This is a genomic window from Bacillus sp. PS237, from assembly GCF_037963345.1.
In the GTDB taxonomy this organism is placed as follows: domain Bacteria; phylum Bacillota; class Bacilli; order Bacillales; family Bacillaceae; genus Bacillus; species Bacillus subtilis.
Map to the genome: position 1 here is coordinate 3,105,546 of NZ_CP150156.1, position 22,199 is coordinate 3,127,744.

Annotated in this window: 22 protein-coding genes, 1 tRNA gene and 2 riboswitches; of the genes, 8 read left to right on the forward strand and 15 right to left on the reverse strand. The window is 42.8% G+C overall.

Annotation, left to right across the window (positions count from 1 at the left end; all coding sequences use genetic code 11):
* The first annotated feature begins 278 nt into the window (after positions 1–278).
* Positions 279–380, forward strand: a riboswitch (TPP riboswitch).
* A 99-nt stretch (positions 381–479) separates the two neighbouring features.
* Positions 480–1,058 (forward strand): energy-coupled thiamine transporter ThiT, encoded by a 579-nt coding sequence (gene thiT / locus NST22_RS16215; protein WP_003228966.1) that lies wholly within the window; start codon positions 480–482, stop codon positions 1,056–1,058.
* A 41-nt stretch (positions 1,059–1,099) separates the two neighbouring features.
* Here thiT and NST22_RS16220 read toward each other — a convergent pair whose 3' ends face one another.
* Genes NST22_RS16220 through NST22_RS16230 form a run of 3 tightly spaced genes read right to left on the reverse strand, consistent with a single transcriptional unit; the run spans position 1,100 to position 3,713 of the window.
* Positions 1,100–1,621, reverse strand: coding sequence for a GNAT family N-acetyltransferase (locus NST22_RS16220; RefSeq protein WP_003228963.1), 522 nt, complete (start codon positions 1,619–1,621; stop codon positions 1,100–1,102).
* A gap of 17 nt (positions 1,622–1,638) precedes the next feature.
* Entirely contained in the window at positions 1,639–3,168 is a 1,530-nt protein-coding gene (floT, locus tag NST22_RS16225) for a flotillin lipid rafts scaffold protein FloT (protein ID WP_003228960.1), read from the reverse strand.
* Between the two features lie 20 nt (positions 3,169–3,188).
* Positions 3,189–3,713: an NfeD family protein gene (locus NST22_RS16230; RefSeq protein WP_003243808.1), complete on the reverse strand. Its 525-nt coding sequence runs from the start codon at positions 3,711–3,713 to the stop codon at positions 3,189–3,191.
* Positions 3,714–3,880: 167 nt separating this feature from the next.
* Here NST22_RS16230 and NST22_RS16235 point away from each other — a divergent pair, with 167 nt between their 5' ends.
* Positions 3,881–4,369: a DinB family protein gene (locus NST22_RS16235; RefSeq protein ID WP_003242867.1), complete on the forward strand. Its 489-nt coding sequence runs from the start codon at positions 3,881–3,883 to the stop codon at positions 4,367–4,369.
* Between the two features lie 5 nt (positions 4,370–4,374).
* Here the strand turns inward: NST22_RS16235 and NST22_RS16240 are convergent, their stop codons facing one another.
* The 3 genes from NST22_RS16240 to betB form a co-directional block, all read right to left on the reverse strand.
* Positions 4,375–4,953: an MOSC domain-containing protein gene (locus NST22_RS16240; RefSeq protein WP_003243361.1), complete on the reverse strand. Its 579-nt coding sequence runs from the start codon at positions 4,951–4,953 to the stop codon at positions 4,375–4,377.
* An 87-nt stretch (positions 4,954–5,040) separates the two neighbouring features.
* Positions 5,041–6,249: a choline dehydrogenase gene (gene gbsB, locus NST22_RS16245; RefSeq protein WP_003243227.1), complete on the reverse strand. Its 1,209-nt coding sequence runs from the start codon at positions 6,247–6,249 to the stop codon at positions 5,041–5,043.
* 16 nt (positions 6,250–6,265) lie between these two features.
* Positions 6,266–7,738 (reverse strand): betaine-aldehyde dehydrogenase, encoded by a 1,473-nt coding sequence (gene betB / locus NST22_RS16250; protein WP_003243430.1) that lies wholly within the window; start codon positions 7,736–7,738, stop codon positions 6,266–6,268.
* A 198-nt stretch (positions 7,739–7,936) separates the two neighbouring features.
* On the opposite strand from betB, the gene gbsR reads away from it, so the two are divergent.
* From gbsR to ktrB, 4 genes are all read left to right on the forward strand, one after another.
* The gene (gene gbsR / locus NST22_RS16255) at positions 7,937–8,479 is read left to right on the forward strand and encodes a transcriptional regulator GbsR (protein ID WP_003244320.1); all 543 of its coding nucleotides are present in this window, start codon (positions 7,937–7,939) and stop codon (positions 8,477–8,479) included.
* Between the two features lie 197 nt (positions 8,480–8,676).
* The gene (gene bslA, locus NST22_RS16260) at positions 8,677–9,222 is read left to right on the forward strand and encodes a biofilm surface layer hydrophobin BslA (RefSeq protein ID WP_003243556.1); all 546 of its coding nucleotides are present in this window, start codon (positions 8,677–8,679) and stop codon (positions 9,220–9,222) included.
* Positions 9,223–9,366: 144 nt separating this feature from the next.
* Positions 9,367–9,515: riboswitch (cyclic di-AMP (ydaO/yuaA leader) on the forward strand.
* Positions 9,516–9,587: 72 nt separating this feature from the next.
* Complete coding sequence (gene ktrA / locus NST22_RS16265) at positions 9,588–10,256, forward strand: potassium uptake protein KtrA (protein ID WP_003243377.1); 669 nt, start codon at positions 9,588–9,590, stop codon at positions 10,254–10,256.
* Positions 10,257–10,262: 6 nt separating this feature from the next.
* On the forward strand, positions 10,263–11,600 hold the full coding sequence (gene ktrB, locus NST22_RS16270) for a Ktr system potassium transporter KtrB (protein ID WP_003243582.1): 1,338 nt from the start codon (positions 10,263–10,265) through the stop codon (positions 11,598–11,600).
* Between the two features lie 35 nt (positions 11,601–11,635).
* Here the strand turns inward: ktrB and NST22_RS16275 are convergent, their stop codons facing one another.
* The 3 genes from NST22_RS16275 to NST22_RS16285 form a co-directional block, all read right to left on the reverse strand.
* Positions 11,636–11,899 (reverse strand): YiaA/YiaB family protein, encoded by a 264-nt coding sequence (locus NST22_RS16275; protein ID WP_003222348.1) that lies wholly within the window; start codon positions 11,897–11,899, stop codon positions 11,636–11,638.
* Between the two features lie 108 nt (positions 11,900–12,007).
* Positions 12,008–12,856: an exo-glucosaminidase LytG gene (gene lytG, locus NST22_RS16280; RefSeq protein ID WP_003228938.1), complete on the reverse strand. Its 849-nt coding sequence runs from the start codon at positions 12,854–12,856 to the stop codon at positions 12,008–12,010.
* Between the two features lie 160 nt (positions 12,857–13,016).
* A complete protein-coding gene (locus tag NST22_RS16285; RefSeq protein ID WP_003243120.1) occupies positions 13,017–14,552 on the reverse strand; it encodes an MFS transporter in 1,536 nt (511 codons plus the stop codon).
* 484 nt (positions 14,553–15,036) lie between these two features.
* Between NST22_RS16285 and cdoA the strand changes: the two genes are divergently transcribed.
* Entirely contained in the window at positions 15,037–15,522 is a 486-nt protein-coding gene (gene cdoA / locus NST22_RS16290; protein WP_003243534.1) for a cysteine dioxygenase, read from the forward strand.
* 106 nt (positions 15,523–15,628) lie between these two features.
* Here cdoA and NST22_RS16295 read toward each other — a convergent pair.
* From NST22_RS16295 to NST22_RS16305, 3 genes are all read right to left on the reverse strand, one after another.
* Positions 15,629–15,701 (reverse strand) — tRNA-Ala (locus tag NST22_RS16295).
* A 107-nt stretch (positions 15,702–15,808) separates the two neighbouring features.
* The gene (locus tag NST22_RS16300) at positions 15,809–16,639 is read right to left on the reverse strand and encodes an undecaprenyl-diphosphate phosphatase (RefSeq protein ID WP_003243397.1); all 831 of its coding nucleotides are present in this window, start codon (positions 16,637–16,639) and stop codon (positions 15,809–15,811) included.
* 92 nt (positions 16,640–16,731) lie between these two features.
* Positions 16,732–17,898 carry an AI-2E family transporter gene (locus NST22_RS16305; protein ID WP_003244365.1) on the reverse strand — a complete coding sequence of 389 codons (1,167 nt, stop codon included), beginning with the start codon at positions 17,896–17,898 and terminating at the stop codon, positions 16,732–16,734.
* A gap of 181 nt (positions 17,899–18,079) precedes the next feature.
* Between NST22_RS16305 and iolU the strand changes: the two genes are divergently transcribed.
* Complete coding sequence (iolU, locus tag NST22_RS16310; protein WP_003228926.1) at positions 18,080–19,066, forward strand: scyllo-inositol 2-dehydrogenase; 987 nt, start codon at positions 18,080–18,082, stop codon at positions 19,064–19,066.
* Positions 19,067–19,106: 40 nt separating this feature from the next.
* Here iolU and rhaA read toward each other — a convergent pair whose 3' ends face one another.
* The 3 genes from rhaA to rhaB are packed head-to-tail and all read right to left on the reverse strand — an operon-like array spanning position 19,107 to position 22,196.
* Complete coding sequence (rhaA, locus tag NST22_RS16315; protein ID WP_003244294.1) at positions 19,107–20,381, reverse strand: L-rhamnose isomerase; 1,275 nt, start codon at positions 20,379–20,381, stop codon at positions 19,107–19,109.
* Between the two features lie 25 nt (positions 20,382–20,406).
* Positions 20,407–20,721, reverse strand: a complete 315-nt coding sequence (gene rhaM / locus NST22_RS16320; RefSeq protein WP_003243762.1) for an L-rhamnose mutarotase — start codon at positions 20,719–20,721, stop codon at positions 20,407–20,409.
* Positions 20,722–20,738: 17 nt separating this feature from the next.
* Positions 20,739–22,196, reverse strand: coding sequence for a rhamnulokinase (rhaB, locus tag NST22_RS16325; RefSeq protein ID WP_003243094.1), 1,458 nt, complete (start codon positions 22,194–22,196; stop codon positions 20,739–20,741).
* Positions 22,197–22,199 lie beyond the last annotated feature (3 nt).

The window sequence follows — 22,199 nt, forward strand, 5'->3', positions numbered from 1 at the left end:
TAACATTCAGCTTCTTTTTTGTCAACAACTTTTTTCAAGTTGTTTTGAAGCATCTAGTTTGTGTCCGCTGTGCATCAGCGACGTTTAATAATATAACACCTGTATTTATTTATTGCAATAGTTTTTTAAAAAAAATCTATAAAACAAATAAACTATAATCCTCGCCATGATTTCTAAAGCGTGTGTATCATATAAGTTTCTTAAAAGAACATATACATCAGTCATGTGATCTTGTTGTTTTTTTCGTTTTCTTGTATAGTAGAAACGAACTAAATACTGATGACCACAAGGGGAGCATTAAAGCTGAGAGTGAGCGGTTTCGTTCTGACCCTTTGAACCTGTTAGTTAACGCTGGCGTAGGGATGTGGCAAAGTCAAATGAATTGCAGATCGTAAAGCAGTGCGTGGAACTTTTCTCATCCTTCCGCGTGCTGCTTTTTTGTTGTCCTTTTGGTTGTCTGTCAATGGAAGGAGATAGATATGAATCAATCTAAGCAACTGGTTCGCCTTATTGAAATTGCCATTATGACAGCGGCAGCCGTTATTTTAGACATTGTCTCAGGAATGTTTCTTAGCATGCCTCAAGGAGGCTCGGTCTCCATCATGATGATTCCGATCTTTTTAATTTCGTTTCGCTGGGGTGTCAAAGCAGGTCTTACTACAGGTTTGTTGACAGGTCTAGTACAAATAGCAATCGGAAACTTGTTTGCTCAACATCCTGTACAGCTATTGTTAGATTACATTGTCGCTTTCGCAGCAATCGGCATAAGCGGCTGTTTCGCTTCTTCTGTCCGTAAAGCCGCTGTATCAAAAACAAAAGGGAAATTGATTGTTTCAGTGGTCAGCGCAGTTTTTATCGGCAGTTTGCTGCGCTATGCCGCGCATGTCATTTCAGGAGCTGTGTTTTTCGGCAGCTTTGCTCCAAAAGGAACACCGGTATGGATTTATTCTTTAACTTATAATGCGACTTACATGGTTCCTTCATTCATTATTTGTGCAATTGTCCTATGTTTATTATTTATGACAGCACCCCGTCTGCTTAAAAGTGACAAAGCGTAAAAGTAACAATCCCCCAGCGAATTCCGCTGGGGGATTTTTCGTTATCTGTTAAGAAGTGTTTTTAAAGCTGAAAGATCCGGCCAGCCAAGACCTACTTCTTTCAGCCTTACTCCGGCAATTTCAAAGTTGTCCTCCGCTACTCTTTCAGGTGAATAGGCCTGATAAAATATAATCGAGGGATTCTGCTCAATAACCCAAACAAACATACTTGAAAAACCATGTTGAAGCAAAAACTCCGCTCCTTTTGCTAAGAGCGCCCTGCCTGCACCTTGCCGCTGGCGCTCTTCCAGAAGATAAATAGCGTATAACTCGCCGTCATAGCCTTCTTGTTCAGAGCGAATAGGTCCAAATGAAGCAAAGCCGAATACTGAACCCTTTTCGTCCTGAGCAACAAATACTCCCTTTAACGAGCGACTTTTCCATTTGTCTTCAAATTCCTTATAGTTCAGGCTGTTTAAATAATCAATCGGGATAATTTCGTGGTATGTTGTCCTCCAGCTGTCTACATGCACTTTTGCAATGTCCTTTATATCCTCTAACTTCGCTTCACGTACAGTTACCATACGGTTCTGCCCTTTCCTTACTCTGATTTTTGGATCGTTTTGGCTTCTTTGATTTCATTTGTTAATTCATTAATGCTTTGTTTTACGTTTCCTTTTCCTGAAAAGTTCTCAAGCATTTCTTTTACATCAATTCCTGAGGATGCTTTTAAACTTTCTTGCAGACTTGACATTAAGTTCGTCGCATAGCTGGTTACTTTGTTTGCTCCGCTTGATTCACCGCTTCCTCCTGTATCGACAACGGTGATTTTATCAATATTTGAAAGAGGTGCCGCTGCTTGTTTCGCGTATTCCGGAAGCATTTTGACAATCATATCGAAAATCGCCGCCTGCCCGTACTGTTCAAAGGCGGCCGCAATTTTCTCTTTTGCTTCCGCTTCTGCAAGACCTTTCAGGCGGATAACCTCTGCTTCTGTCTCTCCTTTCGCTTTTTCCGCTTCTGCTTTTGCTAGCCCGTCAATTCTTACTTTTTCCGCCTCAGCCTTTGCCATTGCTTCAATACTGTACTTCTTGGCATCGGCTTCCGCGAGCTGTTTGGCTTTCTCAGCTGCTGCGGACTGCTCAACAGAATAACGGTCTGCATCGGCTTTTTTCTTTACCTCTGAGTCGTATTGACGTTCACGGCGAAGAATTTCTTTTTCTTCTAGTTCTATTTGTTTTTGGCGTTCGATAATTTTAACCTGCATTTCCTGCTCTGTGACTTGCTGGCGCGCTCGGGCAGTCTCTAAATCATATGCTTGGTCGGCATTCGCTTTTGCCGTATCTTGTTCTCTGCGGAATTCAGCCATTTTGAGCTGATTGATTTTTTCAGCTTCAGCGATTTCCGTCGCCCGTTCAAGTTCTGATTTTTTTGCGTCTTTATCGGCTTCTGCCCGCTTAATTCGGGTTTCTTTATCAGCCTCTGCTGTTGCGATATCAGCATCGCGTTTTACTTGGGCAATTCTCGGTTTCCCTAATGATTCAAGATAACCGTTTTTATCACGAACATCTTTAATGGTAAACGAGACGATTACAAGTCCCATTTTCGCGAGATCCTGTGAAGCGACACGCTGCACCTCTTGAGAGAATTTTTCTCTGTTTTTATAGATTTCTTCTACTGTCATTGAGCCGAGAATGGAACGAAGGTGGCCTTCTAAAACCTCCCGCGCTTCCTGCTCACGGTCGTCTTTTGATTTCCCTAAAAATTGTTCGGCCGCTGTAGCGATTTCTCCTATAGAACCGCCGATTTTAATAATCGCAGTTCCATCGGCCATTACTGGCACTCCTTGTTCTGTATAGACTTCAGGTGTCGAAACATCGAGTTTGCTTGATAATAGGCTTAGCGGCTCTGCCTGCTGGAAGACGGGAAGGACAAAGGTTCCTCCGCCGCGGACGATTTTAATACGGTTGCCGCCTTCATCGACATGAACATTTTTATTACCCAGATAGCTCCCTGTTACAATTAACGCTTCATCAGGCCCTGCTGTACGATACTTCGTAATAAACACAGCTATTAGTGCAATTAATAAAAAGAATACAACTCCGATGATCATTATAATCGGCATTGTCATATCAAATTCCTCCTTTTATGTTAAATGGGTTCATGCGGAGTAACCGAAAGAACTCCGTTGTTAATATCTACGACTAACACCGTTGTCCCGTAACTGATCTGCTGATTATCAAAACTGACCGCTGACTTTGAAATGGTCCCGCCTATCCCTTCTATGACCACTTCACCAAACCCGTCAACCGGCACAGCTGTAATCACTTTACCGAGTCTTCCTCTGAGATCATCTTCTCTATATGCCAATGATTCTTCTGCAGATGATAATGGCACCAGTACAAAGATGTGAAGCAATACCACCAGCATGATCGAAAGGATGCAAGATAAAAGCGCAATCAGCAAGCTTGACAGAGGCAATACAAGTTCACCTATATATCCGCCCGCTGAAAAACATGTAAAAAATGAGAGCACTAATGTCGGATTAAGAAACGGAATGCCTTCTGACAGCCCTGAAAATACATCTCCGAAAAACAGGAATAACAGCGTAAGGCTGCCCGCAATAATAAGCGTATAAAGATACATTGTTTGTATAGGTACTCCAAATAACTCCAACTTCCTCATCCTTTCTTCATCAATGCATTGATGAACGGCTGCCGTTACCATTTATACGAGACACCTCGGGAAAAGTTTCAAAATTTTAAGACAAATAACCCATTTGAAGTGCTTTATAAATGATAATTGCTTATATATATGGTAATGTCATTTTAGGAGGAGATATGATGAGTATCTTTAATGAAGCCAGATTAGAAACGTGGAACGAATTGAAAGGACTTTCTGACGAAAAGCTGAATCAAAAGCCTTCTGCTGAAGAATGGAGCATACGGGAAGTTCTTGACCATTTGAAAAAAATCGATATGACCGCACAAAAAATGTTGAAGGAACGTGTAAAGGACGCTCCGATTAAAGAAATTGAAGAAAAACCGCTTGAAGTAGCACAGGACAGAAATAATAAACGGAAAGCCCCGAGTCATCTTGAGCCTGCGCATGATTTTATTTCAGGCAGCCAAATGAAACGTGAGCTTGATGTGGTAAGAGAGCAGCTGACTGCTGCGATTGCCTCTCTGAAAGAAGAAGATTTTGAAAGAGTGCTTCCGCATCCTGTGTTTCAAGAGCTGACTGTCAGACAGTGGATCGATTTTATCGGCCATCATGAAAAACGGCACCTCAGCCAAATGAAAGAAATTAAAGAAAAGATAGAAAGGGCCTGATTTAATCAGACCCTTTCTGCTTTTCGTTTGACTTTTCGCTGATAGGAATGAACTTCTATTTCATCACCTGTGTAAACAGCACCAGGTCTCTCCACAATACAGACAATCCCTCTAATGCCCAGTGCGTGGCGGACGAAAGCCGACGCCAGCTTCGGTTGGTCCGGATAATAAGACTGAATGACTTCTCCCGGCTGGATACACGGATCATTTTCGCCCTCACACAGCAGAGCCGCTCCGCTCGGAAAAATAATCCGGCTTCCTTCTTTTAATGAAGTAAGATCTGGCATACCGCTGACTGCCACATTCGCCCCGAGCCATTCCGGCAAAATTCTCGGCACTCCCATTTTTAAAGCGATTTCGTTGCATTCCTCTATTGAAACAATTGAAATTTGTCTGCGGTTGAAAATTTCAGTCCCTCTTGAAAACATTGGTTCTCTGGCTCCCGCTTTTTTGGTCAGGCCAAAATGCAAGTCGCCGGGGATGCCGCCATAATCAAAATCAAGCTTGTCCATTTGCTTTGTTACGAAGCTTTTTGTATCTGCGATATATAAGCCTTCCGCTTTTGCAGTCATACGCTTCCACATCAGCTGGCACCTTCCTTCTTATCTAAAATTTCCACCTATGCTTCATTATCCCAAAAAATCCCGCTCTGTAAAGGAGCGGGATTTTGATTATACCGTTTTAGGCGTAAGGTTAAAGCAGCGTTTGTAGATCCAGTTGTATGCTTTTTCATTTAAATCTCTAGGGTTTCCGAAGGTTTGCGGATCTTTCATTGCTTCTTTAGACAAGCGTTCGATCATATCAGGTGATACTCCCTGCTCTTCTAAAGTCGGCACTTCTAAATCTTCGACCAGATCATACATCCAATTGACAGATGCTTTCGCAGCTTCTTCTGTTGTCATCTTGCTTGTATCAATACCGAACGCTTTCGCAATACGCGCAAACTTCTCAGGATAGCCCTTCCAGTTGTATTCCATGACAGGGCCCATCATCGCCGCTACACATTGGCCGTGAGCGACTGGGATAATACCGCCAAGCGTTTGGCTCATCGCATGAGCAGCGCCCGCTGATTCACTTCCGTAAGAAAGACCGGCAAGCATCGCAGCCTGCGCCATTCCGTACCTTGCTTCCAGATCCTCTCCATCAGCAAATGCCCTCTTGATGTAATGAGCGGCATACTCAATCGCCATTAAGGCAACCGCATCCGTGATTGGCTGTGCAAATTTCATTGTATAGCACTCAATGGCATGGGCGAGCGCATCAATTCCCGTCATAGCTGTTACATGCGGAGGCATTGAAACATGAAGCTCAGGATCAATGATTGTCAAGTGCGCTGCAATCAGCGGACCGCCCGTGTTGAATTTGAATTCTCTTTCTTCATCTGTGATAACCGCCCATTGGGTTACTTCTGATCCGGTTCCAGCTGTAGTGGGAATTGTCGTCAGCGGAGGAATGCGGTTTTCCAGCGGTTTTTTCCCATCTGCCGCTTCATAATCAAGCACGCTTCCTTCGTGAGTCGCTTCTACTCCGATTGCTTTTGCTGTATCCATGGAGCTTCCGCCTCCGACTGCCACCAAACCATTACAGTTCTCTTTTTTGTAAAGCTCAGATCCTTCATTCACCAGACGGACAGGCGGGTTTGGCTCAACTTTATTAAAGAGTACCACTTCAATGCCTGCTTCTTTAAGTGATTCGATTACGGGATCAGCAACACCGGCTTTATAAATCCCAGGGTCTGTGACAAGGAGCGCTTTTGAAACGCCCAGTGCAGCTACTTCCTCACCCGTATGCTTGATGGCTCCGATTCCATGCTTAATCACAGTCGGAATTTCAAATGTGTGGAATTTCTGCATGCTTTCTACCTTCATATTTAATGTCATCATCAATCTCCCCCTCTTATGAATTAAACCAGTTAACCGCTGCCGGTTTTGTATTGCGGTATACATGTTTGACTTCTGTGTATTCTTCAAGGCCTATTTTTCCAAGCTCGCGTCCGAACCCGGATTGCTTATATCCGCCCCATGGCGCTTGTGCAAAGTACGGATGAAAATCGTTGATCCAAACGGTTCCCATTCTCAAGCGGGCTGCTACCCGTTCGCACTTTTCAATGTCTTTTGACCATACCGCTCCAGCCAAGCCATAGATGGTATCATTCGCAAGCTCGATTACCTCTTCTTCAGAGCTGAAGGTTTCGACTGTCAATACAGGACCGAAAACCTCTTCCTGAACGATTCTCATGTCAGAATTACAGTTTGAGAAAATAGTAGGTTCATAGAAAAAGCCGTTTTGAAGCTCAGGATCTTCCGGGCGTTTGCCTCCTGTCTCCAGCTTCGCGCCTTCCTCTATTCCGATCTCTACATATTTTTCTACCTTTGCCCTGTGCTCCGCCGAAATAAGCGGACCGCTTTCTGTCTCAGCATGAAAACCGTTTCCGAGTTTTATGCGTTTTGCCCGTTTGACCAGCTCCGCCAAAAATTGATCATGAATGGCATCCTCAACAAGCAAGCGGGAACCTGCAGAGCATACTTGGCCGGCGTGGAAAAATACAGCGTTTAAGGCCTGATCAACCGCAACTTCTAAATCCGCGTCCTTGAAAACAATATTTGGGTTTTTCCCGCCAAGTTCAAGGGCGATTTTTTTGACGTTTCCGCTTGCCGCCCGCATGATTTTTTTGCCTGTTTCAATTCCGCCCGTAAATGAAATCAAATCGACGTCTTTGTTTACGGCAAGCTCGTCGCCCACTGTGGCTCCCGGTCCAAGAACAAGATTTGCGACACCTTTTGGAACACCGGCTTCTTCCATCAGCTTAAAGACTTTGATTGTCGTCAGCGGCGTAATCTCACTCGGCTTCATGACGATTGTGTTTCCTGCGGCCAGTGCAGGGGCGATTTTCCAGCTCGCTTGAAGGAGCGGATAATTCCATGGAGTGATCTGGCCGCAAACCCCGATTGGCTCCCTAATAATTTTGCTTTCTGAATCAGGAATCGGAGATGAAATGATCTCTCCGCCATCTTTGTCTGCCAAGCCGGCGTAATATTGAAAAACATTGGCGATATCGTCCATATCGGCCTTGCTTTCTTCGAGTGTTTTTCCTGTATCAAGAGATTCAAGCTCAGCCAGCTCCTCAAGATCGCGTCTGATTAATTCCGCAATTTTCAGAACAATTTTTCCGCGTTCAAGCCCGGATAGCGATGACCATTCTCCTTTGTCAAATGCTCTACGTGCGGCTGCGATTGCTTTGATGGCGTCCTCTCGCCCTCCCTCGCTTACAGTTGCAATTTCTTCTTGATTAAATGGGTTGATAATACTGCGGATCTGTTCTTTTTCGGCACTGATCCATTCTCCGTCAATGAATAATGTTTGACTCATATAAGCCTCCTTGACGTAAATAAAGTTTGTTAAATAAAAATTTAATGTTTTTAACAACCTTAATCTAACATATGGTTTTTAAACTGTCAAAGTCCCATTTTGATTTTTCTTTTTGACTTTTCCTCATGTTTCGTTAAGATAAAGAACATAAAGAAATAACTTAACGAATTTAATTTTCTAAAGGAAAAGAGGGTCAGTATGGATGAAAATCCAGAATTTGCAGCTATAGAACAGGCTCGGGATCTTGTTATTGACTCCATTGCTGAAACGATGGATCTTTACGGAATTACCCGCAGTGTCGGGATTTTATATGGGACGATGTATATGAGGGATGAGATGACGCTTGACGAAATGCGTGAGGAGTTGCAAATGAGCAAACCAAGCATGAGCACTGGCGTCAAAAAGCTTCAAGACTTAAATGTAGTGAAAAAAACATTTCACCGGGGCATCCGCAAGCATACATTTGTGGCTGAGAAGGATTTCTTTAAATTTTTCACAAATTTCTTTCCACCTAAATGGGAGCGGGAGGTTCAAGTGAATGTAACAGCGATCGAGGAAGCTCAAGCTGATTTACAAAAGGTTTTATGCAAGGAAGATCTCGATGAGGATATCAAAAATGAAGCACTGCAGTTATATGATCAGCTGGAAAGCTCTAAAGCTTACTATGACTGGCTGAAACGGCTTGCTGAATCGGTGCAGACCGGAGAAATTTTTAAATTTATACCGGTCGAAACAAAGTAAAGCAGAAAACGCCTGGGAAACTAGGCGTTTTTTTGATGTAACTACTACAAATTTGAAAAATACGGGAAAAACACCCCATTTACTTCCAAAATATTTGATGGTAATTTTATGTAGGTAAAATTTGTATTTGGCCTTTCAGAGGAGGTGAAAAGCGGGCAGGCCTGTTTAATTTATCATTTTTTAGGGGGAATTTTGTTATGAAACGCAAATTATTATCTTCTTTGGCAATTAGTGCATTAAGTCTCGGGTTACTCGTTTCTGCACCTACAGCTTCTTTCGCGGCTGAATCTACATCAACTAAAGCTCATACTGAATCCACTATGAGAACACAGTCTACAGCTTCATTGTTCGCAACAATCACTGGCGCCAGCAAAACGGAATGGTCTTTCTCAGATATCGAATTGACTTACCGTCCAAACACGCTTCTCAGCCTTGGCGTTATGGAGTTTACATTGCCAAGCGGATTTACTGCAAACACGAAAGACACATTGAACGGAAATGCCTTGCGTACAACACAGATCCTCAATAACGGGAAAACAGTAAGAGTTCCTTTGGCACTTGATTTGTTAGGAGCTGGCGAATTCAAATTAAAACTGAATAACAAAACACTTCCTGCCGCTGGTACATATACTTTCCGTGCGGAGAATAAATCATTAAGCATCGGAAATAAATTTTACGCAGAAGCCAGCATTGACGTGGCTAAGCGCAGCACTCCTCCGACTCAGCCTTGCGGTTGCAACTAATGTAAAAGACCGGTTAACGCCGGTCTTTTTTGCGTTTTACCCTCCCCTTTTTCTCTAATCCCCGTTATCTTTTTTCTGGTTTAAAATTTAAATTGACAAACACTAGAAACAGGAGTAAATTCTTGAGTGTTCAATTTCATACAGTCTCTTTTACCGCTTAATCAAACACGAACGGGGGAACCAACGATTGGCTGTTTTATTAACAGCCTTGGGGTGAATCTTACTAAGTAAGAGGGGGTACTCTGAATCCCTAATCCGACAGCTAACCTCGTAGGCGTATACAGAGAGGAGGTCTATTATCGGCCATTCTTTGCAATGGTCTTTTTTGTTTCAAAAACGTTAATTCACTAAGGGAGATATGAACATTGGGAAGAATTAAAAATAAGCAATTTGCCGTGATCGGGCTGGGCCGGTTTGGCGGCAGCATTTGTAAAGAACTTCATAGAATGGGGCATGAGGTCCTTGCGGTTGATATCAACGAAGAAAAGGTCAATGCATATGCTTCTTACGCCACTCATGCGGTAATTGCCAACGCCACCGAAGAAAACGAATTGCTTTCATTAGGAATACGCAATTTTGAATATGTGATTGTTGCCATCGGAGCAAATATTCAAGCGAGTACGCTGACCACCCTATTATTAAAGGAGCTTGATATTCCAAATATTTGGGTGAAGGCTCAAAACTATTATCATCACAAGGTGCTTGAAAAAATAGGCGCTGACCGCATTATTCATCCTGAAAAAGATATGGGGGTTAAAATCGCACAAAGCCTTTCAGACGAAAATGTTTTGAATTACATTGATCTATCTGATGAATACAGTATTGTCGAGCTGCTGGCTACGCGCAAGCTTGATTCAAAATCGATTATTGACCTGAATGTAAGAGCAAAGTACGGCTGCACGATCCTGGCCATTAAACATCATGGAGATATCTGTCTTTCCCCCGCGCCTGAAGACATCATTCGCGAGCAAGATTGCCTGGTGATCATGGGCCACAAAAAGGATATTAAACGTTTTGAAAACGAAGGGATGTAGACAAAGGTGACACTTCAAAAGGATAAAGTGATCAAATGGGTTCGGTTTACACCGCCTCAAGTGCTTGCCATTGGTTTTTTCCTTACCATTATCATCGGGGCTGTCCTATTAATGCTTCCGATTTCCACTACGAAGCCATTGTCATGGATAGATGCCCTTTTTACTGCGGCTTCCGCTACAACTGTTACAGGGCTTGCTGTTGTCGATACCGGCACTCAATTTACGGTATTCGGGCAAACAGTAATTATGGGGCTGATTCAGATTGGCGGGCTTGGATTTATGACATTTGCGGTCTTGATCGTCATGATATTAGGAAAAAAAATCGGCTTAAAAGAACGAATGCTCGTCCAGGAAGCCTTAAACCAGCCGACAATCGGCGGTGTCATTGGCCTTGTCAAAGTCCTGTTTCTGTTTTCGATCAGTATTGAATTGATAGCAGCACTCATTTTATCCATCCGGCTTGTACCTCAATACGGCTGGTCATCCGGCTTGTTTGCAAGTTTGTTTCACGCAATATCTGCTTTTAACAATGCCGGGTTTTCGTTGTGGCCTGATAATTTGATGAGCTACGTTGGCGATCCTACAGTGAACCTCGTGATTACTTTCTTATTTATTACAGGAGGGATCGGATTTACGGTTCTGTTTGATGTGATGAAAAATCGGCGTTTTAAAACTTTTTCTTTACATACAAAGCTCATGCTTACAGGAACGCTGATGTTGAATGCGATCGCTATGCTTACGGTCTTTATTTTAGAATACAGCAACCCCGGCACGCTCGGCCACCTGCATATAGTGGATAAACTGTGGGCCTCCTATTTTCAGGCAGTGACGCCGAGAACCGCAGGGTTCAATTCTCTAGATTTTGGAAGCATGAGAGAAGGAACAATTGTATTTACTTTATTATTGATGTTTATCGGAGCAGGAAGCGCATCAACGGCGAGCGGCATTAAGCTGACTACGTTCATCGTGATTTTAACATCTGTTATTGCTTACTTGAGAGGTAAAAAAGAAACGGTTATTTTCCGCCGTTCCATCAAATATCCGATTATCATTAAAGCTTTAGCTGTGAGCGTCACCAGTTTGTTCATCGTGTTTTTAGGGATTTTCGCCCTGACGATCACAGAACAAGCGCCATTTCTTCAAATTGTGTTTGAAACCTTTTCCGCATTCGGAACTGTCGGCCTTACGATGGGGCTTACTCCTGAACTGACAACAGCTGGCAAGTGTATCATCATTGTCATCATGTTTATCGGAAGAATTGGTCCTTTAACGTTCGTGTTTTCATTCGCAAAAACAGAGCAATCAAATATCCGTTATCCTGATGGCGAAGTGTTTACAGGGTGATATCAAAAAAATCCGGCGTGCAGTCGCCGGATTTTTTATGATTCGATATGAGATTGATTTTGTCTTTTTTCCTGTTCCGCGATGATTTCGTTATCCTCCGCGTTATCACGGGTCACTTTTTGCGTAAGAATCGCACCAACTGCTACAAGTATCATAACAGCGATGTAATAACCTTTTTCATTGAGTTCCAGATTATCAGCATTATAGAGTCCGATACTAAACAAAAATACTCCCGCAAAAAAAGTAAAATAAGCTAGTACTGTAAAGGCAACCGTGTTTCTGCGTCTATATTTCTGCACCTTTGTTCCCTCCCGAAAGCATAGTTAAAAAGTGATAACTTCCGTGGAATATTATACCTCAAATTCCCCGGAATGGAACAAAGAATTAAAAATACCAGTAAAAAGGGCTTAGGTTGCCTCCTTTATTTCAACAGCTGAATCATCAATCCAGCCGATAAGTTTATCATTGATTTGGAATTGGTACCATACAGACTGGCCTTTCTGTTTTTTAGACACAACCTTTATGTCTTTGCCGACGTAAGATTGGGCAGAGGTAAGCCTTATGGACCGATCATCAGTAGAAGGCTTGGACCATACGTCTTGAACGGCACTGTCTTTAATAGAGGCGTTTAAATCCACAGATTTGAGGGATGGATTTACCTCATCGTACTCATCTAAATCGTATTTTTCCACAATAGCGCTGATTTTGTCAGCGTAGTCAGGGTCTGTAGCATATCCTGATGTTTGCAGGGCGGTTGCCGCTTCCTTATAATTCCCTGCCTCAAGCACCGGTTTATACTTCTTTTTATTCCACGATGTGCCACGGACGAACAATTGGGCGTGATCATCCATAGATTCAAAAAACGTGCTGTATTTTCGAAACTTCGCGCGAATGGTTTTTCTTTTCCCTTTTTCAACTTCGTCCGTTTCCATCGTGACATGATGGCCTTTATAATTCCCTTTTACGCCAAAAAGGTTGTTGGCCTTAGCAGCCAGTTCACTGTTCCCCCAGTCCGATTCGAGAATGGCCTGAGCAATTGTGATGCTGGGGAGAACATGGTATTTTTCATACAAAATTTGGGCATGTCCGGACAGACTGTCTATAAATACTTGCTGTTCATCGATTTCTTCAGTTTCTTTGGATATTTCAATCGGTTTTGATAAAGTTGTCGCTAAAACAAACAGAGCTAGCGGAATCGATACAAGGAAAAATAGTGAAATCAAGAGTTTACGTTTTTTAAGTTTTTTACGGGCCATGAAAACCTTCCTTCGAATTAAAAGATTACGAATGTAAAAGAATCTACCTTTTAGAATTTTACTTGCACTTCTAATATTTTTCAATTCTTTAGGGATAAAGTTGGGAAAAGATTGCAAAATAAAAACCTTTTCGCTCAATGAAAAGGTTTTTACCATGTTTCTATTTTTGTAAATTTCTGAGTGCATTCCGATATTCCGTATCATTTATTACTTTATATGATTTGACAGTTGCCTTCGACAAACCTTGTGCTGAGACGGCCGGTTTTTCCGGAGCTGTTTTCGCTTTATCATGTGGTTTATGTGCCAGCTTGTGCCCCATTCCAGTGGCATTCATACAAAATGACAGGCAGACGAGCAGCACGCTAAGGATAAAAGAAATGAAGAAGAGATCATGATAAGCAGTCATCATAGAATCCTGTACCGAACCGCTTTGTCTGGCAGCATCTTTTTTCGTGAAAAAGCCGATGAGAATGGGAACTCCCATATAGACAAACAATCTTAAAAACTGAACAGCTGTCATTCTCTTGACCAAATCAGGCAGCGGGCCTCCCATGGCAGCTCCCATCAGCCCTGCGGCGACTGTCAGGCCTGTTCCCGCTGCAAGCATGATAAACAGTGCCGCGAACATATAAAGAGATGATCGATCCTGTATATGCAGCCATTGAAAATTCACAAAAACGAGAATGAGTCCGCCGATAATACCGAGCATCCCTGGTCCGACTTTATCGTATAACAGAGCGCTCAAAATGGCCGCGATCGCCACTCCGATTAAAAGAGTCAAGCTTAAAAGAATGAGATGCTCCTGAGAAATATCATACATTTGACGGAGCAAGCCTTGAAAAGCAGAAAGGCTGACAGCTACCGTTATCGTCCCTGCAGCTATGATCAATAAGCCGAGCACCGGTTTTGGCAGCAGCATCAGTTTAATAGATATGAAGGGGTTTTTCACTTTATATTCCACAATCAATAGACCAATGAGCAAACATAACGTCACCCCGAAACCAATCCATACATAACCCGATGACAGCCCCCATTTTTGCAGAAAAATGAATGAAACCGCTGAGGCTGCGGCAAGGAAGACAGATAAAAGAATTCCCGCACGATCAAGCGGCTGTTCTTGATCCGCCGCTCCGTGATGCTCATCATGAAGAAAGAAATAGCTCACCGCGACACCGATCAGGGACAAGGTGCCAAAGATGAAAAACAGCCATCTCCAATGCCCGCAGCTTGTTGCAATGGTTCCCAGGATTGTACCGATGATAACAGAACCATAGAATCCCCCGATCAGCACAAGCAGTGCATAGTTCCTGCGTTCAATCGGGAATGACAGTACAAGCATTGGAATCATAATCATCAGCATGACGCCTGTTGCCGCCCCTTGTAAAAAGCGCCCTGCCGCCATCAATGCAATATCGCCTGAACATGCGATGAGCAGTGAGCCTAGTATAAAGACAGGTAATGAAGCCAGATAGACGGGACGAGCACCGAATTTTTTCCTCAGCAGCGGTCCTGCCGGAACTAACAAGGCAAAGGCCATATTGCCGATCAATATCGGATTTACTGATGTAAAGACACTTGTTCCAACCGTTTTCTGAACAAGGCCTTGAACTGACGACAATGCCGTGTTAGACATCAATCCCGGCCCGACCGCTAAGACGGCGAGCAAAGAAATCACCCAATAGTGTTTTGTCTTCATGTTGTCATCCCTTCCTATATGAATACATGCGAAACACATCATTTTTTGAAAACAAAAGAAGCTAATAGATTTTGCATACCATTAGCTTTCATTCTAATATTCTCCCTTTCAGGGGAAATGATATTATTTTATTATAATTATGTGAATGAATGAGCATATAATCAAATATTATTTCAAATCGATTGTGTTTTGTCAATGGAGTAAATTTCAAGCACAACATAGAAAGCTTGAAAGCTTTTCCCCGATATTGTGTCTAGAACTGCACTTATGAATCCCTGCTCGTTCCCTCAAGCGAATTAAAGCAGGCCGTTTTAATCCTTTCAATCCACTATTCCAACTAATAAACTCAAATAAGTTGGTGATAAGACAACATTTTACCCCCACATTTTTTTGTGTTCACTGGGCGTTTGCCGCCTCTAAATTGTATATGGGTAAATACCATGAATTAACCTATGAAATACCAATGTAAGGGAGGCAAAAACGAATGGAACTGTATGAGTGTATCCAAGACATTTTTGGCGGCTTGAAAAATCCATCGGTTAAAGATTTAGCAACGTCTTTAAAACAAATTCCAAACGCAGCAAAATTGAGTCAACCGTATATTAAGGAACCAGACCAGTACGCTTACGGCCGAAATGCCATCTATCGAAATAATGAATTGGAAATTATCGTGATTAACATTCCGCCAAACAAGGAGACAACAGTACACGATCATGGTCAATCCATTGGTTGTGCAATGGTGTTAGAAGGAAAGCTTCTTAATTCTATTTATCGTTCAACCGGCGAACACGCAGAACTCTCCAATTCATACTTTGTCCACGAAGGAGAATGCCTTATTTCAACCAAAGGTTTAATTCACAAAATGTCCAATCCAACATCTGAACGAATGGTGTCTCTTCATGTCTACTCCCCTCCTTTGGAAGACATGACGGTCTTTGAGGAACAAAAGGAGGTATTGGAAAATTCATGATTGACAGATAAACTGCTCACTTTGACTTCACTCAACTGGAGGATTCAGAGAATGAAACCTTTTCCTCAAAACAAAAAAACCCTTATCGAATAAGGGTTTAAAGGTATGGAGCCAAGGGGGCTCGAACCCCTGACCTCTACGCTGCCAGCGTAGCGCTCTCCCAGCTGAGCTATGGCCCCGTATGTAACGTCATGTTTATTATAGATGATTTTATTTTGAAAAACAAGCTGTTTCCTCTTGAATTGACAGAAAAAATAAGGCTCGGAAAAGAGCCTTATTTTTCGACTTACATCATGATCAAAAGTAAAATCACACCGAGAATAATTCGATAGATTGCAAATGGGACAAGTTTGATTTTGTTAATCAGCCTTAAGAAGAAACGGACGACAAACAGTGCGACCACAAAGGCACAGATAAAGCCGACGATGAAAAACGGCATCAGATCCGAACTTAAGCTGTCCCAATGCTTCACGAGGCTTAGAAAGCTGGCTCCCATCATGATCGGCATCGCCATAATAAACGTAAAGTCGGCTGCAGCTCGGTGGTTTAATCCGAGAATAACACCGCCGGAAATGGTTGAACCCGAACGCGAGAAACCAGGCCAAAGGGAAAGACATTGGAATAAGCCGACGGCTATCGCCTGTTTATAGGAAATGCGGTCGAGTGTGTCTGTCGCTGTTTTCCGTTTATTGACCCAGTCAGCAAAAAGCATGAGGATTGCCCCGGCAATTAAACCGATGGCCACAGTTTTAACGGAAAATAAATATTCATCAATGTAATCTTCAAACAAAAAGCCGAGAACAGCTGCAGGCACGAGTCCGACGGCAATTTGGGCAATGCTTAATTTATGTCCCTGCTCCTGGTCGCTTGTAATATTTTTTTTCAAGCCCAGTAAATTTAAAATTCGGTCTTTAAACACGATAGCTACTGCTAAAATGGAGCCTAGCTGAATAACCACCTTGAATGAGTTAGCAGCTTCTTCTGACATCAGATTACTTGATTTTAGCCAGATGTCGTCTACTATGATCATATGTCCTGTCGAAGAAACCGGCGCGTACTCTGTTAATCCTTCTACGATTCCTAAAATGGCGGCTACAAACAATTCCCATAGAGTCATGATTTTGATTCTCCCCATTAGACATTTATTTTTTTACATAACGGGAGCTTCCCATAAATGGAAAGCCCGTCTTATATAACTATAAACGAAAATCACACTTTATGCCCCGGCGTATTTTCATTTTTTTCTTCATCGTATAAATGTGACTGCATTTTAAACCAGTCAAATAAATGTGTCGTAATGACTTTGGCAACCGCATAGCCGGGAATCGCAAGAATGATTCCAACAACGCCAAACAGCTTGCCGGCTGTTAACAGCAGAAAAATAATCGTAATCGGATGGATGTGAAGGTTTTTTCCCATAATTTGCGGAGAGATCAGCTTCCCTTCAATCAGCTGAACAATCGTCCAAACGATCACCAGCTTAAGCAGCATGAGCGGCGATGTCACTATGGCAATGATAATCGCAGGCGTAATGGCAATCGTTGGCCCTAAATATGGAACGATGCTTGTGCAAGCCGCAATGACTGCAAGCAATGAAGCATAATCCAGCCCGATAATCAAATAACCGATAAACAGCAAAAACCCGATACAGAAGCTGACAATGATCTGGCCTCTGATATAAGAGCTTAACCGATGATTCATTTCGCTTAAGACTGTATATGTCTGTTCTTTCAATCGAGTCGGCACAAACTTCAGTATGTAGACCGGTAATTTTCTTCCGTCTTTTAGCAAATAAAATAGAATAAACGGAACCGTGACGATCGAAATGATAATCTCAGTCAGTGCGCCGATAAAATTCCCAACACCGGTAAAGGTGCTGTTCACGATCGTCGCTGCCTGATCCGAAACCTTTGTAGCAAGATCAGATATATTAATGTTCATCGTTTGCTGGGCCTGATTGACGAAGTTGCTGCCAATCAGCTGTTTCGTCTGATTTTCTACGACGTCCACATATCTCGGGATATTGTCAATCAAACTCATAATTTGTTCTTTTAAGAAGGGAATGATCGACACGATCGTGATCGTGATCAGCCCGATAACCAATAGGTATAGCAGCAATATAGAATAGATTCTTCTTATTCTTCTTCTCTCCAGAAAATCGACGACTGGGTTTAACAGATAAAAAACAATGCCTGTCAAAATAATCGGAAGTGATATCGTTTTGAGCAGAACAATAATCGGGGTGAAAATAAATGATGTTTTTGTAAATACTAGAATATTTAAACCAATCAGCAGCAGCACAAGCAAAAATAAAACAAACTTATTATCCAAGAAGAATCGCTTGAATCTGCCGCTCCATGTTTGCAACGTCTCCACTATCGTTCCTCCGTCATACATAGTTTAATTAAATTGTACACTATCGTCCCTATAATGAAAAATAAAAACCGTTAATTGCTGGAAAAGCTTTCTCGGTTTTAACATTCTATTTATATCTATCATGTGATTTTGTTCTTTTTAAGCTATAATTTAGCTATATCATGCAAAAGGAGCGATACGAGTGATACGTTTTGCAATAATAGGAACCAACTGGATTACAGACCGCTTTCTTGAGTCAGCAGCGGATATCGAAGATTTTCAGCTGACTGCTGTTTATTCAAGATCGGCTGAACGCGCTGGCGAGTTTGCTGCTAAACACAACGCTGCGCATGCCTTCTCAGACCTTCAGGAAATGGCGGCGAGCGATTGCTTTGATGCCGTATACATAGCGAGCCCGAACGCTCTTCACAAGGAACAAGCCGTTCTCTTTATGAACCATGGCAAGCATGTGCTTTGTGAGAAGCCGTTTGCTTCGAATACAAAAGAAACAGAAGAGATGATCTCAGCGGCTAAGGCAAACGGCGTTGTTCTCATGGAAGCAATGAAGACCACTTTCCTGCCGAATTTCAAAGAACTGAAAAAACACCTGCATAAAATCGGCACTGTCCGCAGATTTACCGCAAGCTACTGCCAGTATTCCTCACGATATGACGCGTTCAGAAGCGGAACTGTTTTGAATGCGTTTCAGCCTGAGCTTTCCAATGGGTCATTAATGGATATTGGCGTCTATTGTATTTATCCGGCTGTTGTGTTGTTTGGCGCGCCGAAGGATGTAAAAGCAAACGGATATGCTTTATCCTCCGGAGTGGACGGAGAAGGAACTGTCATTCTGTCTTACGACGGGTTCGAAGCTGTTCTGATGCATTCCAAAATCTCTACTTCCTATGCCCCGGCTGAAATCCAGGGTGAAGACGGGACGATTGTAATCGATACGATTCACCGGCCTGAACGTGTTGAAATCCGCTACCGGGACGGCCGCCTTGAAAACATCGCGATCCCTGATCCTAAACCGGCGATGTTCTATGAAGCAGAAGAATTTGTCACGCTTATAAAAGAGAATAAGCTGGAATCTGAAGAAAATACATTTGAACGGTCTTTGACCACCGCAAAAATTATGGAAGAAGCAAGAAAGCAAATGGGGATTGTATACCCTGCTGATCAAGCTTAAAAAAATCCGCCCGCGTGCAAATGCCGCGGCGGATTTTTTATTAGACAATCGGAGAAGATGCCTTCCTTTTTAAAAGCACCTGTTGCTCATATTCTTTGATGTCATAAAGCCATGCCTCTTTTACCGGAACGCCCATTTGCTCACAGTAGGAATCCCAGATGGCTCCGAAAGGATATGTTTTGAATTCCTCCATCAGGGCCAGCCTTTCTGTATAGCGGCCCTCTTCCTGCAATTGTTTTAAATATCCGTTCGGGAGAAGCAGGGCATACAATAAAGCTTTGATCATATTTCTCGTTCCGATGGTCCAGGCGGCTACACGGTTAATGCTGGCATCGAAAAAATCCAGACCGATGGCTACCTTCTCAAGAGCATGATTTCGTACAATTTCAAGAGCGATTTCTCTCAATTCATCATCCAAAACCACTACATGGTCGCTATCCCAACGAACAGGCCGCGATACGTGCAAGGCAAGCTTGTCTGTGTAAAGCAGCATGGACGAGATCTTGTTTGATACCGTCTCAGTCGGATGGAAATGGCCTGTATCAAGTAAACAAAGCTTATGATTCGTCAAAGCATAAGCTAAATAAAATTCATGAGATCCGACAACATATGATTCGGAGCCAAGCCCGAACAGCTTGCTCTCGATTGAATCAAGATTATGTTGTTCACTGATCTCCTCTGAGAAGATCCGATCCAGTGATTCTTTTAGTCTTTTACGCGGTGTCAGCCTATCACTCGGGATATCCTTATAGCCGTCGGGAATCCAAATATTCGTCAAGCAAGGTGTTCCTAATTCTTTCCCGAAGTATTCCCCGATACGGCGGCAAGCGATGCAATGCCTGATCCAAAATTCTCTGATGTCCGGATCAGGGTGTGAAAGGGTGAGTCCGTCAGCCGCTTTCTCATGCGAAAACAAGGTTGGATTAAAATCTAAACCGAGACCAAGGTTTTTTGCCCATTTCACCCAGTTTTCAAAATGCTGCGGCTTCAATTCGTCACGTTCTACCGCTTCCCTGTTTGTTTCTGCGTATATCGCATGCAGGTTTACGCGGTGCTTTCCAGGAATGAGAGAAAGAGCCTTCTCCAAATCTCTTCTTAATTCTTCAGGAGTTTGCGCTTTTCCGGGATAATTGCCGGTCACGTCAATTCCGCCTGAAAGCTCGCCCTTATTTACTTCAAAGCCTTCAATGTCGTCACCCTGCCAGCAGTGGATCGAAATGGGCACTTGCTCTAATTGCCGAAGCGCCTCTTCAACATCAATTCCCCATTTTTCATATGCCTGTTTTGCACTGTCATAATTGGCTTTTATGGTCATACGGCTCTCTCCCTTTATCAGTTTTTCAATCCAAATAAAAAACTTCCTTTAGATCTATCGCAACAGGACTGAAATCCGAATTTGTTTTCATTAATGGCGCCATCGATTTCCACCATCTTTGGCAAACTTCCGTGTCCGCCATCTTTCTCCATTTCTCTTCATCCTCTATTTCTAAATATGCAAAAAGCCTGCCTGTTTCCTCGTCTAGAAAAATGGAATAATGGTGTGCTCCATGAGCTTTGAGTGCTTCTGCCATCTCAGGCCAAATGTCATCATGCCGCTGTTTGTATTCTTCGTACTTGTCTTGATGGACAAACATGATACTGGCTTTTCTTTTCAAACCTTTTCACCTCTTCATCATTTAGATAGCGCTTTCAAAACAGTTTGCTGAAATGACTGAATGATCGTGCTTCTATCAATGTCTTTAGGTGTAAACACTTTGATCGGAAAGGAATTTCTGACGACTTGCCGGGCTTCTTTTATGTCTTTGACTTCTTTGGCAGCAATCATTTGCATCAAAAGATTTCCGGTGGCAGTTGCCTCTATCGGCCCTGCATATACCGCTTTTCCACTCATGTCTGCCGTTAATTGATTTAAGAAATCATTCCGGGCTCCGCCGCCGATGATATGAAATTGCTCGATCGGTTTTTCTGTGATTGTTTCGAGCTCTTTGATGGCTATCGCATAGATGATGGCTAAATTGCTGTAGATGCAGCAGGCAAGTTCGCCTGCAGTACGGGGAATCTTTTGGCGGGTTTGTCTGCAATAATGTTGTATTTCCTTTATCATGTTTTCTGGATTCAGGAAACGTTTATCATTTAAGTTTATAAATTGCTGGAATGGTTCTGTTTTTTTGGCTTCTTCTGCAAGCTGCTGAAAAGAATAATCTGCTTGTAGCTGCTGTTTGACTTCTTGTATCACCCACATGCCGATAATGTTTTTGAGAAAGCGAATGGTGTTGTTTGCGCCGCGTTCATTTGTATAGTTGTTTTCTAAAGCAAGATCAGTTATTATCGGTGTTTTGTTTTCAACCCCGATTAACGACCATGTTCCGCTGCTGATATACGCCCAGCCATCATTTACGCCTGGCGCCGCAATGACGGCCGAGGCCGTATCATGTGTTGCGACTGTCATCACCTTGCACGCCGGGAGATCATAATCCGGGAACCACTCATTTCTTAGCTTCCCGAGTTCACACCCCGGTTCAGTGAGCGGCGCAAATTGCTGTTCCAGAACAGACACGGCTTCAAGCAATTCAGGATCAAGATTTCCCGTTGAGACGTTTAAAAGCTGTGTTGTGGACACGTTTGTGATTTCCGTTACAGCTTTTCCGGTTAAACAATAGCCTAAATAATCAGGAATCATCATAATTTTGTCTGTCTTTTTCAGCAGCTCACGGTCTTCTTCAAACAATTGATAGATCGTGTTGAAAGGCTGAAATTGTATTCCTGTTTTTTGATAAATTGCGGCTTTTGAGAGGGTATGTTCCAGTTTGTCTATTGTGTGATCTGTTCTTCTATCACGGTAGGAGATTGCTTCCCGCAACCGATCGCCTTTTTCGTCCAGTAAGACATAATCGACTGCCCATGTATCAATGCCTACGGTGCAGTGTTCATACCCAAGCGTCTTTACTTTTTGCAGTCCTTGCAGGATTTGTTTTAGCAAATGATCAATATCCCATAAGCAATGCCCGTCTCTTTGACTGAAACCGTTAGCGAACCTGTGAATCTCTTGTATGTCAAGCTTCCCTTCATTCAGTTCACCTACCATGATTCTCCCGCTTGATGCGCCTACATCAATGGCAGTATAAATCATCCT

Coding starts and splice junctions, on each gene's coding strand:
- thiT (WP_003228966.1), top strand. CDS start 480: ATGAATCAATCTAAGCAACTGGTTCGCCTTATTGAAATTGCCATTATG.
- NST22_RS16220 (WP_003228963.1), bottom strand. CDS start 1,621: ATGGTAACTGTACGTGAAGCGAAGTTAGAGGATATAAAGGACATTGCA.
- floT (WP_003228960.1), bottom strand. CDS start 3,168: ATGACAATGCCGATTATAATGATCATCGGAGTTGTATTCTTTTTATTA.
- NST22_RS16235 (WP_003242867.1), top strand. CDS start 3,881: ATGAGTATCTTTAATGAAGCCAGATTAGAAACGTGGAACGAATTGAAA.
- NST22_RS16240 (WP_003243361.1), bottom strand. CDS start 4,953: ATGTGGAAGCGTATGACTGCAAAAGCGGAAGGCTTATATATCGCAGAT.
- gbsB (WP_003243227.1), bottom strand. CDS start 6,249: ATGACATTAAATATGAAGGTAGAAAGCATGCAGAAATTCCACACATTT.
- betB (WP_003243430.1), bottom strand. CDS start 7,738: ATGAGTCAAACATTATTCATTGACGGAGAATGGATCAGTGCCGAAAAA.
- gbsR (WP_003244320.1), top strand. CDS start 7,937: ATGGATGAAAATCCAGAATTTGCAGCTATAGAACAGGCTCGGGATCTT.
- bslA (WP_003243556.1), top strand. CDS start 8,677: ATGAAACGCAAATTATTATCTTCTTTGGCAATTAGTGCATTAAGTCTC.
- lytG (WP_003228938.1), bottom strand. CDS start 12,856: ATGGCCCGTAAAAAACTTAAAAAACGTAAACTCTTGATTTCACTATTT.
- NST22_RS16285 (WP_003243120.1), bottom strand. CDS start 14,552: ATGAAGACAAAACACTATTGGGTGATTTCTTTGCTCGCCGTCTTAGCG.
- cdoA (WP_003243534.1), top strand. CDS start 15,037: ATGGAACTGTATGAGTGTATCCAAGACATTTTTGGCGGCTTGAAAAAT.
- NST22_RS16300 (WP_003243397.1), bottom strand. CDS start 16,639: ATGACTCTATGGGAATTGTTTGTAGCCGCCATTTTAGGAATCGTAGAA.
- rhaA (WP_003244294.1), bottom strand. CDS start 20,381: ATGACCATAAAAGCCAATTATGACAGTGCAAAACAGGCATATGAAAAA.
- rhaB (WP_003243094.1), bottom strand. CDS start 22,196: ATGATTTATACTGCCATTGATGTAGGCGCATCAAGCGGGAGAATCATG.